At 43.3% G+C, this 12,722-nt stretch carries 12 protein-coding genes and 1 pseudogene; 7 read left to right on the plus strand and 6 right to left on the minus strand.

The genetic code is table 11. The features are described from left to right. Window positions 1-62 precede the first annotated feature (62 nt). Window positions 63-470 carry a pyridoxamine 5'-phosphate oxidase family protein gene (locus HWQ42_RS00595; protein WP_292808414.1) on the plus strand — a complete coding sequence of 136 codons (408 nt, stop codon included), beginning with the start codon at window positions 63-65 and terminating at the stop codon, window positions 468-470. A gap of 495 nt (window positions 471-965) precedes the next feature. Here the strand turns inward: HWQ42_RS00595 and HWQ42_RS00600 are convergent, their stop codons facing one another. Continuing rightward, window positions 966-1,130 carry a hypothetical protein gene (locus HWQ42_RS00600; RefSeq protein WP_292808394.1) on the minus strand — a complete coding sequence of 55 codons (165 nt, stop codon included), beginning with the start codon at window positions 1,128-1,130 and terminating at the stop codon, window positions 966-968. Between the two features lie 269 nt (window positions 1,131-1,399). Here HWQ42_RS00600 and HWQ42_RS00605 point away from each other — a divergent pair, with 269 nt between their 5' ends. From HWQ42_RS00605 to HWQ42_RS00620, 4 genes are all read left to right on the plus strand, one after another. Further along, window positions 1,400-4,333, plus strand: coding sequence for a cation-transporting P-type ATPase (locus HWQ42_RS00605; protein WP_292808396.1), 2,934 nt, complete (start codon window positions 1,400-1,402; stop codon window positions 4,331-4,333). 142 nt (window positions 4,334-4,475) lie between these two features. Continuing rightward, window positions 4,476-4,838 (plus strand): hypothetical protein, encoded by a 363-nt coding sequence (locus HWQ42_RS00610; RefSeq protein WP_292808398.1) that lies wholly within the window; start codon window positions 4,476-4,478, stop codon window positions 4,836-4,838. Continuing rightward, the gene (locus HWQ42_RS00615; protein ID WP_292808400.1) at window positions 4,835-5,053 is read left to right on the plus strand and encodes an HNH endonuclease signature motif containing protein; all 219 of its coding nucleotides are present in this window, start codon (window positions 4,835-4,837) and stop codon (window positions 5,051-5,053) included. Before HWQ42_RS00610 ends, HWQ42_RS00615 begins: the two co-directional genes overlap by 4 nt. Before the next feature lie 668 nt (window positions 5,054-5,721). After that, window positions 5,722-5,853, plus strand: a complete 132-nt coding sequence (locus HWQ42_RS00620) for a hypothetical protein (protein WP_292808402.1) — start codon at window positions 5,722-5,724, stop codon at window positions 5,851-5,853. Between the two features lie 68 nt (window positions 5,854-5,921). On the opposite strand, the pseudogene HWQ42_RS00625 reads toward HWQ42_RS00620, so the two are convergent. Next, window positions 5,922-6,125 (minus strand): annotated as a pseudogene (locus tag HWQ42_RS00625) (transposase); the annotation flags it as partial. Between the two features lie 550 nt (window positions 6,126-6,675). Here HWQ42_RS00625 and HWQ42_RS00630 point away from each other — a divergent pair. Together HWQ42_RS00630 and HWQ42_RS00635 are read left to right on the plus strand one after the other, a co-directional pair. Then, entirely contained in the window at window positions 6,676-9,420 is a 2,745-nt protein-coding gene (locus tag HWQ42_RS00630) for a calcium-binding protein (protein WP_292808404.1), read from the plus strand. Between the two features lie 75 nt (window positions 9,421-9,495). Beyond that, entirely contained in the window at window positions 9,496-9,633 is a 138-nt protein-coding gene (locus HWQ42_RS00635) for a hypothetical protein (RefSeq protein ID WP_292808415.1), read from the plus strand. Window positions 9,634-10,084: 451 nt separating this feature from the next. On the opposite strand, the gene HWQ42_RS00640 is transcribed toward HWQ42_RS00635, so the two are convergent. From HWQ42_RS00640 to HWQ42_RS00655, 4 genes are read right to left on the minus strand one after another with little or no spacing between them, the layout of a single operon-like run. Continuing rightward, window positions 10,085-10,780 (minus strand): hypothetical protein, encoded by a 696-nt coding sequence (locus HWQ42_RS00640; RefSeq protein WP_292808406.1) that lies wholly within the window; start codon window positions 10,778-10,780, stop codon window positions 10,085-10,087. 2 nt (window positions 10,781-10,782) lie between these two features. Further along, window positions 10,783-11,250 (minus strand): hypothetical protein, encoded by a 468-nt coding sequence (locus HWQ42_RS00645; protein WP_292808408.1) that lies wholly within the window; start codon window positions 11,248-11,250, stop codon window positions 10,783-10,785. A 3-nt stretch (window positions 11,251-11,253) separates the two neighbouring features. Beyond that, the gene (locus HWQ42_RS00650) at window positions 11,254-12,267 is read right to left on the minus strand and encodes a site-specific integrase (protein ID WP_292808410.1); all 1,014 of its coding nucleotides are present in this window, start codon (window positions 12,265-12,267) and stop codon (window positions 11,254-11,256) included. 53 nt (window positions 12,268-12,320) lie between these two features. Further along, on the minus strand, window positions 12,321-12,635 hold the full coding sequence (locus HWQ42_RS00655; RefSeq protein WP_292808412.1) for a hypothetical protein: 315 nt from the start codon (window positions 12,633-12,635) through the stop codon (window positions 12,321-12,323). Window positions 12,636-12,722 lie beyond the last annotated feature (87 nt).

A 12,722-nucleotide genomic window follows, 5' to 3' on the forward strand; every position in this document is an offset into this window, starting at 1 on the left:
CACTTGTATAGATGACTTTGAAATCCTTATTAGTTTTTGTTAGGAAATAAGGTGCGTTTCCCCTGGGATACGGTCATCTTGGCTGCGTACACGAAGGCAAACCCTACGTGATGCCAATGTATTATTATCTCGAAGAAGAGGACATCTACCTGTTTACAACGGTCGGCATGAAGACTCACGACATAGATGCGAATCCAGAAATCTGCCTACAGGTTGAAGAAATTCACGGGCCCCTTCATTGGCGCAGCGTGATTGTGAATGGTCGAGCCTCACGCCTCACCGAGCATTCAGACATCGATCGGGCAATGCACTTGATAAAAGAGCGCAATACAACGCTCTCACCTGCAATCAATCGAACTTGGATTGATTCTGAGGGACGTTCAGAAGCGATCGCAATTTACCGCATCCACGAGAGTGAAATAAGTGGACGCACGACTGATGGAGTTAGCAGTCAGCAAGAACCGATCTAAGCTGTTACACATTTTTATCGCCACAAAGTAATTTCAGGAGTGTGTGCAGCGATCGCACAGCGCTGGAAACTGCCAGTTTAAGGAGTACGGATTGTCACGGTTGCTTTAGCAGTCGTCATCCCTGGACTTGTTTGGGTACTGTAGCTTTGGCTTTGGTTGGCGTTACCATTGGAGCCGCCAATCGAATCCCATTTAGTTAGTGATTAAAGCAACGATAAAAGTAAAAAAGTTTTATTATTTGATCAAACATATTCATATATCCTCAATAAAAACAGTCTTTAGATAGATATGAGGATATCTGAGAAGTTTTAGATAGGTGAGTTGAATCACGCAAGTTGTTTTAGCATCAAATGAATCATGCCAACATAAATAAATGCTTCAGTTGTCTCAGGTAGAATTTCATAATAAATGCTTCAGTTGTCAGCACCGATTAAACCTACCTATGTTTGCTCAACTAACTAACATTTAGGGAGTACAACAAAACCTTTCTGTTTATTATGGCGGGTAACAACCGACATAACCCATCGCTTTTTTAGCGATCGCTTTAAGGTTTGAAAAATAAATCAAAGGATAAATGGTAATTTTTCGTTGCTTCTCAACCTTGGTTGTAACTAAGAGTAATTTAGATGTGTTTGCCGTGAAATTTTGGGCGATCGCCATTTAGTTGACGATTGACGGGTAAAGTCGATGGAGCTTAAGTCGTACCTTTTTAGTTATATTTTGTATCGTATTCAATCAATTCATTCAGAAAATCAAACAATCCCCTGTCACAGTTAATGGGTAATGGGAGTAATAAGGCTGTTGGGTCTATATTTTATTTAATCCTCTACTTCTGTAACTCAATGTGAGTTTTATAAACGCACTTTACGCCGCGCAAAGCAAAGATACAAAGCTAACCACCTTCCATCACAAAACAGGAGCAGATGAGGATGCCATCATTACACCAACCATTATGGGCATTATCATTTGAAGAGGTCTATGAATCTCTAAGCACTGCTGCCAATGGATTATCGCAGGATGAAGCTAGAGAGAGATTAGAGAAATTTGGTGCAAATGAATTGCCTGAACCCGCCCATCGTCCATTGTGGCTAAGGTTTGCTGATCAATTGACACACTTTATGGCTTTGCTGCTGTGGGTTGCAGGAATTTTGGCATTTATTTCGCGCACACCTGAACTGGGCTGGGCAGTGTGGGCGGTGATTTGGATTAATGCCATCTTTAGCTTTTCGCAAGAGTTTCAAGCCGAAAAAGCTCTATCTGCTTTAAAAAAAGTCTTGCCGACGCAGGTAAAAGTCTATCGTGATGGTGAACTCAAGGAGATTCCTGCTAGAGAACTGGTACGCGGCGATGTCATACAATTGGAAGAAGGCGATCGCATTTCTGCGGATGCCCGTTTGATTTCGGCAGAAAGTTTATATCTTGATGTATCGGTGATGACAGGCGAATCTCTGCCTGTAGCACGAAGTCCTTCCCCTGTAAGTCTGCGCGAGGCGGTTCCGGTGCGTGGTGGCAAAACCATTCTGCGCCAAGGGGAACAGCCCTTGCAAGAAAAGGTAAATCCATCAGAAATTGCCAACCTCATTTTAGCAGGTTCGACCGTAGCAGCAGGAAGAGGAGTGGCGGTGGTGTATGCGACGGGCGCACAGACTGAATTTGGTCAGGTGGCGCATTTAACCACGGTGGTGAAACGGGAACCAAGTACTTTAGAAATTCAAGTTGCCCGCATCGTGCGAATTATCACAGCGATCGCCATCGCTATGGGTTTGACAGTATTTTTACTTAGTTATTTGCTAATTGGCATGGATGTCACCGAGAGCTTTATTTTTGCGATCGGGATTATTGTTGCCAATGTCCCTGAAGGTTTACTGCCAACAGTAACGCTGGCATTAGCACTCGGCGTTAACCGTATGGCGCGGCGCAATGCCCTTGTAAGGCGGCTCTCGGCAGTGGAAACCCTCAGCGCTACCACGGTGATTTGTACAGACAAGACTGGCACATTAACCAAAAATGAAATGACGGTACGTTATCTCTGGCTCCCTCGTCAACCGCCATCAAATACTGCAAATACTAATCCTGATATATCAACTAAGGCGCTGATTGAAATCACGGGTGCAGGCTACGATCCCACTAATGGCAAAGTCAACATTCCCTCGGACTCCAAAATTGCTTGGAAAGCCAAGATTTTGCTAATCGGGTCAGCACTCTGTTCTAATGCCCGTCTGGTGCATCTCAATGCGCCTAGTCGTTGGCAAGAAATTGGCGATCCGACAGAGGCGGCTCTATTGGTGGCGGCGGCCAAAGCGGAACTAAATTTAGAAAATCTCCAAAAGCAGTACCCACGCCTACGGGAAATTCCCTTTGACTCTCGCCGCCTAATGATGACTGTGGTGTTGAATTGGCAATCTTCAGAGTTATGGGCAAATGAGTCTCCTCATCTTGCTTTCACTAAAGGCGCACCATTAGAAGTGCTGAAACATTGTCATTTGATTTTGCGCGATGGTGAGGCGCAGGAGTTGACTCACGACTATTGGGATGAAGTTGTCAAAGCAAATGATGATTTAGCACGGCAAGGATTTCGGGTGTTAGGTCTGGCGACGCGTAAAGGTGGGCAGGAATTGCTCGATCTCAAAGCAGAGGATTTAGAGCAAGACCTGATCTTCATCGGTCTGGTGGCAATGTTTGATCCGCCGCGTCCTGAAGTATCGAAAGCGATCGCCCAATGCCATCAAGCTGGAATCAAAATAACGATGGTAACAGGTGATTATGGACTGACTGCTGAAGCGATCGCCCGCCAAATTGGTTTAGTTAGCGAACAGGTGCGTGTAGTCACCGGTGAAAGTATGGGACATCTCTCCGATGCCCAATTGCAACAAGTGGTGAAATATCGCTTCGGCTTAGTGTTTGCGCGGATGTCGCCTGAACATAAATTACGATTGGTACAAGCTTACAAAGACATCGGCGAAATTGTGGCAGTTACAGGTGATGGTGTGAATGATGCCCCTGCCTTACGAGCGGCAAATATCGGCATTGCGATGGGGCAGAACGGTACGGATGTGGCACGAGAAGCGGCAGATATTGTGCTGACCGATGATAACTTTGCCACGATCGTGGTAGCGATCGAGCAAGGACGGGCGATTTATCAAAATATCCGCAAGTTCATGACCTACATCCTCGCGTCAAATGTGCCAGAAGTCGTGCCATTTTTAGGCATGGTTGCTTTCAAGATTCCACCCGCGCTGACGATTTTGCAGATTCTTGCCGTAGACTTGGGCACAGACATGGTTCCTGCCCTAGCTCTAGGTGCAGAATCTCCCGAAGCTGGGATTATGGATCGTCCACCCCGTCCCAAAGAAGAGTTTCTGCTCAATATTCCCTTACTATTACGCGCCTATCTCTTTCTCGGTGCGATCGAAGCAGTTTTATCAATGTTGGGCTTTATGATTGTCTGGTGGAGCTATGGCTATTCCTTGGCAGATTTGCAACAAGTCACGCCCACGATCCTCTCCCATACAGCCGATCCTACGGTGACAGCAATCTATCGCCAAGCAACAACCATGACTCTGGCAGCAATCGTGGCTTGTCAAGTGGGTAACTTATTTGCCTGTCGGTCTGATTGGAGTTCTGTATTCCGTCAGTCGTGGTCAAATAATAGCTTGCTCTGGTTAGGAATAAGTGTTGAATGTGTTGCCCTATTCGCATTCATCGACTTCCCACCCTTCAGACAAGTATTTGGAACGGCTTCACTAGCCAATTGGCATTGGTTGATTTTGTTAGCCTGTCCACCCATTTTGATTGGTGCAGAAGAACTTCGCAAGCTATTACTTCGTAATCAGCGACGAGGCAATGTTAAAAGAGTTTTTTAGAACTAGAGCGCGATCGCTCTTTAGCTTTCCTAAATAGGACTTACGCAAGAAACCTCTCAAACTCTTATTTCTGGGTGCCCTTTGTGTCCTCTGTGGTAGCTAAAATCCAGAAAGTGTATCCTTGTAGTAAAAGCAAACGTCTATGCAAGTTACATTTGACTTACCTGATGAAGTTGTCAATCAGCTTCAACCCTTTGTAGACAAACTGCCTCAAATCCTAGAGTTGGGGTTACGAGAACTGAATGCGATCGCTCAGTCAGGATTTTCAGGTATGGCAGAAGTCGTAGAATTTCTGGCAAGCCTACCTACTGCTGAAGCCATTATTGCCCTGCATCCCTCTGAATCGCTGCAAGCTCAAATTAACACTCTGGTAAAGAAAAATCGGACAGTAGGTTTAACCGCAGCAGAAGAGCAGCAATGGCAAGGGTATCAATATTTAGAGCATATTGTCAGAATGGCTAAGGCTAGAGCCTTCTTGAAGATTAAAGAAGCTGACGCAGAATGAGCAAAACCTATATTCCTGTCGCTCTCCGAAGACAGGTTTATGAACGGGCAAAAGCTTGTTGTGAGTATTGTCTAATTCCTGATGTAGCGACCTTTGCGCCTCATGAGATTGACCACATCATTGCTGAAAAACATAGTGGATGGACTGAAGCGGAAAATTTAGCCCTATCCTGTACTCTGTGCAATAAGCACAAAGGCGACGATCGCAGATTCTAGTCGTTTTGCGTTTTCCTTCAAGATTTCATCTATTTTTATTAGTAATTAGAGATTTATTAAATGGAGTACTCTTAAACTATGACAAACTGATGTTTAGATTTCTAGGGTTATTTGGTTGATTACAAAAATCTCACCTTTTTATCTTGGTTATTGATAGCGTTCAAGGAATTACTATAGAAAATATTATAGAAAACTTCAAAAATACGGGAACATTCGCCCACCAGAGTCTATACGCATTATTTTCTCAGCATTAGTTGAGGTGTTTTTGCGAAATCGATAAGTATATTTTTACAAGAAAGCCTGATTTTAATTACTATTCTTCAAATAATATACTTACACTTGCTTGTGAAAAATCAGTTAAAATACGTTCTATTCGTAGTTTAAGATAGTGGCAACAATACTGCAAGATGATTGTCTGAACCTAGTACTAAAACTCTTGCTAAAAGCAGCAAAAAAGAATCAATTATAATAGAAAATAGGTGTCAAAAAGGGGTTAGATAGTGTATGAATTGTATGAATTCCACTAAAACGTTCCAAAGGTAGAGGTTATGTTGGTCAAAAATTGTAAACATTGAATGTGCGGCTAAACAAACTCAAACTGAGATTCAATCTTAACTTGATAAGAATATAGCCAGATTTCCGAAATTCAACATAGTAGAGCAATTATCATGAGTACTGCAATTGATAACTTCACCAAAAATCTTCATGACAATTTAGAAGCGGTTGAAGTTCGGGTAAAATCGCTGAGAGAAAGTATTCAATCTGCGCCGAAAAAAACTCAAACTGAGATTGAATCTTAAATTGATGAAGCGAAGACAAAGCTGGATGCTAAGAGGATGTCTGAAAAGTTTTTGAGAGGTAATTTTAATCACGCAAGTTGTTTGAGCATCAGACGAATCATCGCAACGTAAACAAAGGTTTCTGTCGTTTCCGGTAAGATTTCATAATCTTTACTTAATCGCCGACACCAATTAAACCAACCAAAAGTCCTCTCAACAAGCCAGCGTTTGGGTAATACAACAAAACCCTTCTGTTCTTCGTGGCGGGTGACAACACTTACAATCCATCGATAGATATCAATCACCCAATGCTGAAAACCATGCAGTTACGGCGACTTTCCTAGCGATCACCACCATTGAAGAGGCTGAAAAAGCAACCTTAGAAGCGATCGCCGCCAGACTAGATGCCGAAGCTGCTGCGGTAAGTACAAAGAAATAATCCGTAATTCATAATTCGTAATTCGTAATTCGTAATTCGTAATTAAAGACTGTTTCAGACCCCAAACAAGACTCCGGCTGCTTTTATAAGCATTAGAGACAAACCCGAATGGCACTAAGAAAAGCCCAAAGGCTTGTGTCGTCTTGTTCCCAGCCTGGAGGCTGGGAATGTATTTAAAGTGGGCTTCTGCCTCAATTCAAGCTACTGGAGGCGGCAGACCTTCCAGGCTTGTTCCAGTCAGAGCAAGGACTATATCTTTTTTTCGTGCCATTCATAACCCTTTAGAGTGACATGAAAGAACGTCGAAACGTCAACATTTGGCGAATTTTTGGGCGCTCAAACAGCGCTAACTGCAACTTGAGAAATTAATTTACTCGAAAAATCGATTCAGATAGGAAAAAGTTATGGCAAATATCATTGGAACCAACGGGAATGATACCCTAGTGGGTACTAACAGCGCAGATACGATTAACGGTAATGGTAATAACGATACATTCTTAGATCAGGACAACGATTTTCTGACTGGTGGCGGTGGTAAGGATAAATTTGTCTACATAGACTATGGGCCTTATCCGAACACCGATACTATTACTGATTTCGGTGGCGTAGGTAAGGGCATAACTCCCTCAGCAGAAGTAATTGCCGAAGTGGATACCATCCAATTTGAAGGTTATTATTATACTGCCCCAAATCTGCTGCTTACTCAGAAGGGTAGCAATCTGGAAATCACCTTTGAAGAGGTGGCTGGTAGTACAAAAGTAATCCTTCAAAACTTCAAATTAGAAAACCTGGATAATCTGTCAGCAACTTCTTCACGACCTGTTCTTGGTAATATCCCGTTTAAGGGACAAACCAGCATCACCGACAGTTTTGATGTGTTTGATGCCAACTCCACTCAAACTAACCTGTTTAACAAGAACACGGTGACATTCCTCAATGACCTCAACAACAACATTACAGGTTTAGACAACTCAAATGATGTGGTGAATGGTCAAGGGGGTAATGACAAAATCGATGGCTTGAGTGGTAACGACCTACTACGCGGTGGTGAAGGGAATGATACTCTCATGGGTGGTAAAGGCAATGATACTCTCAACGGTGGTGAAGGGAATGACTCACTCTATGGTGGTGAAGGGGATGACTCACTCTATGGTGGTACTGGTAACGACCTGTTGAGGGGTGGTGCGGGCAATGATAACCTTTTTGGTGGTAGCGAAAATGATACCCTTCTTGGTGGTACTGGCGACGATGGCTTGATTATTGGTTATTCAAATCTTGATTCTTTGGGAGGCGATCAGCTGCTGTCTGGGGATGATGGTAACGATACTCTATCTGCCTCAGTCTCTTTTGATCGCGGCGGTCAGCCGGAGTATTATTCCTCTGGTAACAACACCCTTAACGGCGGCGCTGGTGACGATTACTTGATTGTTAACTTTTCAAAAGGCAATAACCTGCTGAATGGTGGTGACGGCAACGATACGTTCTCCAAGAACTACAGTGGCAATGATACGATAGATGGAGGCAAAGGTGACGATTTATTGTCCTATGACACCAGATATTCTTTCTACGGTGTTACCGGGGGAATCACTTCGACTTTTAATCCTACTACTAACATTGGCTCAATTAAGCTAGGCACGAACCGGGTTAGCTACAAAAATATCGAACGATTAGATATCATTGGTACAAACTACGATGACTTGATTGTGGGGGGCAATGGAGATGATACTCTCAACGGGGGCTATAGTGGCAATGATGCTTTAAATGGGGGAATAGGTGACGATTTGTTGATCGTCAATCCCAGATATGATGCCGCAGGAATTACTTCGACAGATGGGGGAATAGGTGACGATGTGTTGCTCGTCGATGACGGTAGTGCTACTGGGGGAATTACAACGACATTCAATCCCACTACTAACATTGGCTCAATTACGGCAGGCACGAATCGGGTTAGCTACAAGAATATCGAGCGATTAAATATCATCGGTACATTTTACGATGACTTGATTGTGGGGAACAATGGCAATGATACGCTCGATCCGGGCAACAATGGCAATGATACTGTAGATGGGGGCACAGGTGACGATTTGTTGAGGTTTTCTACCTATGTTAGTGAGGGAATCACAACGACATTCAATGCTACCACTAACATTGGCTCAATTACGGCAGGTACGAATCGGGTTAGCTACAAGAATATCGAGCAATTAGATATCTCAGGTACAGAGTACGATGACAATATTGTGGGGAGCAATGGCAATGATACGCTCGATCTGGGCAGCAATGGCAATGATACGATAGATGGGGGCAAAGGTGACGATTTGTTGTCCTATCCCGGCAATCCTACAGGGGGAATCAGTTCAACTTTCGATGCTACCACTAATACTGGCTCAATTAGTGCGGGTGGGGATCGAGTTAGCTACAAGAATATTGAACGATTAAATATCTCAGGTACATTTTACGATGACAATATTGTGGGGAGCAAAGGCAACGATAGTATAATAGGAAACTATACTTACCCTCGCCCGTTCGATATACCTTCGGCTGATGTTATTAGGGGCAATGATACGATAGATGGGGGCAAAGGTGACGATTTGTTGATCGTCCATGACGGTGATGATAGCAAGGCAATCACTTCGACTTTCAATTTTACCACTAACCAAGGATCAATTACGGCAGGGACAAATGGGGTTATCTACAAGAATATCGAGCGATTAGATATCATCGGTACATTTTACGATGACTTGATTGTGGGGGGCAATGGGGATGATACTCTCAAAGGTGGTGGTGGCAATGATACCCTCATAGGTGGCAACGGTAATGATAGCCTAATTGGAGAATCTGGTATTGATACCTTTACTTTCAATAGTTTCAATGGAGGCATTGATAGAGTTTATGATTTTGACACTACTAATGAAGTGATTCGGGTATCGGTTGCTGGTTTTGGTGGCGGATTATCACCAGGCTCACTTTCAGCTAATCAGTTTACTATTGGAGCATCTGCAACCACTAGCACTCAGCGATTTATTTACAACGATGTTACAGGTGCATTGTTCTTTGACCAAGATGGCAGTGCGATCGCTTTTACTCAGCTACAATTTGCACAACTATCTGCTGGGTTGTCACCAACCAAAAACAATTTTGTGGTTGTTTAATTAGGATTAGCGCTCTATCACTCTAAGCAGAGAGAATAGAAAATGGTCGGATTGCAAGGTGTGTGAAATAGCAACTTGCATCCGATTCATCAATGCAATTATAGCGATCGCCCCGGTAGAAGTGAAGCACGGGTTCGTAAACGCCGCCCGAAAGCTTACCCCTTAATGACGAAACCACGGCATGAATTACGTAAGCAGTTGCAAAGCGCTTAATTGATAAGCGTTTCCGGTTTTCTTAATGCCATTCGGTTCTGGATAACGCATATTTAATTTCTGAAGATATTTAAAGGAATCATCATGGTAAGGATTTGTGTAAAAATAACCTGAACAGTTTTTGTGTGAAAGCTAGATTTAGCACGCTATTCCAAATAAATTTTGTACAACTTATTTTTACATGATGCCTAAGTAAAATTGACATCAAAAAATCTGTGCCGCGTGAGCGATGGGGTGAATTTTTTGATCTGTTTTCAAGTGGTAATCGTGGACGGTATATTTCAATCGAAATCATCGATTCAGAACTCGATAATGCAGAACTGATTCAAAACGCACCTTTGATGAAGCTATCCCACTAATCATTTTTGTGTTATAAAGCTTAATTTTGTTAAAGAATGAAAACGAAAAATCAAGCTTTTCAAGCATATTTTACGAAGACAAGTAGGGATTTTTAAAATAGTGGGATAGATTCATAGTAGGAAGGAGAGCTTTTCACCCAGACATTATGGTTGTGATAAAAATCTCCACGTTGCTCCAAGGTAAAGCCACCCAGCAATAATCCCAACCATACTTCTACCATTGGCATTTGCAACACACGTTGCAGTTTAACTAAAGAAATCTCATCTTTGACATTCATCAGATGGTTAGCGATGGCGCTCTGCCATTTTTGGACATCCTCATCTGATGCCAAATTGCGGACATCTTCTAAAGTTGTCACCTCATTGAGCATTGCCAAAACATTCGCTTTTTCAACAGGTGCTGCTACAGAATCACCCTCCTGGTTAGGATATGAAAATTGGTGTGGGCCGTGTGGTTTAAAGGTTTGTGGTGTTTCCGGTTCAATCAAATCATCTAAATCTAGGTGCATTGTTGTCCGCACTAGACCAGCAAAGAGATCGGTGCTAACAATAGGCCCCAAAAGACTATTGCGATCGCGGGTATCTTGCAACAGCACTTCGGCACGAGACTTGAGAATATCCGCAATTTGACTGAAGGCAAGCGCTGCGGTTAATAACTGTGCCTCTAAGGGTAATTTTTCTAGCTCGGCATCTAAACATTCCCACATCGGTACTAGTGTTGATGTGGGTGGAGATTCGGACAACTCATCAAGCACATCCCAGATTGTTAATTGACGATATGTAGTCATCTCTAAGATTGTGGATGCAAGGGGCAAGGGCGCACTGGGCAGTAGCTTGAGGTAATCTCAAACATATCCTTATATTGATATAGTGAAACACTGTATTGTTTTGCAAAAGCCTGCAACACCTGATCTGTATAGGCGCGTATCTTACCAGCCGTTAGCCCAAAGCAGTGAATTGGTTCCAGGCGACAAATAGGCTTTTGCCCTAGCCAGAGTTCTGCACCTAACGCGTGTAATGGTTTATCCCCTGGTTCTTTATACAAATACAGCACTGCAAAATATGTCGTTGGTGGTTCGACTGTTACTGAATCAATTTCTGCTGAATTATTCTGGGAGCGGTGGCGATAGAATGAGCGGCGATTGTGGCAGACTTTGGGATTCCAACATCCATCCCCTGCTGTTCCATGCAGCACTTTAGCTTGGGTTGTTGGTAGTTTGGAACATAGCTGACACTTGGGATCTAACGGCTTGGGCATAATCTACTCTGCTTCCTCTTCACCAATCGCACGATAGTAGGCAGCGATCGCAGCTTGTTGTTCGCCACGAAGTGTATATCGCCGAAAAGCTCTGTCACTATGATGCCCAGTGAGTTTGCGGGCATGAGTTGGGTCAAGACCTAGTAATATTAAATCCGTAGCGTAGGTATGCCGAAAGGAGTGAGGATGCAAATCTTCAATTTGAGCTAATTCACCGATTTTTTCCACAGCGAAGTAAATACCGTAATAACTCAAGCGTTCACCTTTGTATGAAGCATGGTGTGAAATCATCAGTGGGGAGTCGCTGTTTAACACCTCACTCCTTTCTTCTCGCGATCGCAAATACTCTGCTAAAACTTCCCGGCTCTCTTTTCGCAGTGGAACTAAGCGTGGTTCATTGGTTTTGGTGTCTGGTAAAAATAGCAGCTTGCCATCAAATGAGCCAACATTTAGCTGTACAACTTCCCCTGCCCGGAGTCCATGACTGAGAATGTGAACAAGTGCTGTATCCCGTTGCTTTGTTTCTCCCAATAACTCTAACGCTGACCAAACCTGTTCCATCTGTTCTGGGGTTAAACTCTGGGCTGGTGGTAGTGGCACTTTTTCCAGTTTTATCCCCAGTGTAGGATTAGTAGCAATAATTTCAGGATACGTGTAAGACATCCATTTGAAAAAGCTTTTGAGTGCCGCAATTCCCGCATTGATGCTGCTTTTTGAAAGGGGATTACCTGCATCAGTCCGCAGTTCATCCCGCAGGTACTCTTTATATAGTGCAAGGTGACGTGGGCGTAGCTCATGATAGTGCAGTTCACTCCAAGCCAAAAACCGCTTTAGTTCGCGCTCATAAAGCTTACGGCTGTTGGGTGCGAGATTGTTGCTGCGTAAAAATTCCAGAACTTTTACCCATCGAATATCGGTTGGTGGTCTTCTAGTTTCTCCTGGCTGTCTGAAATGTAGAGCTTCACGATCAAGGGGAATGAGTTTGATCTCAGGTAAAGAATCTGCGCTGTAGTTCATCCAGTTTTGTGTAAATTATTAAGTATTAAATATAATCCTGTATTGATTTGAGACTACTCATCTGGTGGTGAGGTAGTCATAACTTCTACTACGGTACGATCGTGACCGATTAGTGCCTGCTCCCATGTAGAATAACGCTGCATTCTCCCGTGATGAGGCCCGCCTAAAACCATCGTTTCAAAAAGCAACGGGGGATCTCCAAAAGTGAGATCGAATCCCGAAAAACTAGTTGATACTTTGGCATCCCCAACTATAGTTTCGGCAACTAGATGTTTGAGTGAATCTTGTACTGAGTGTAAATAATTTTGCCACTCTGACAATGAATTAACAGCAACAGGGGTATGTCCTACTAGTTTGTAATAAAGCATGATTGACAACTTGTGGCTATCACAACAAAATTGGCTCTCCCAGACTAAATATGTTAAATTAACAACAGAAATGCCAGTTTAGTAAAA

Source organism: Nostoc sp. JL23, from assembly GCF_017115065.1.
GTDB lineage: Bacteria > Cyanobacteriota > Cyanobacteriia > Cyanobacteriales > Nostocaceae > Nostoc > Nostoc punctiforme_A.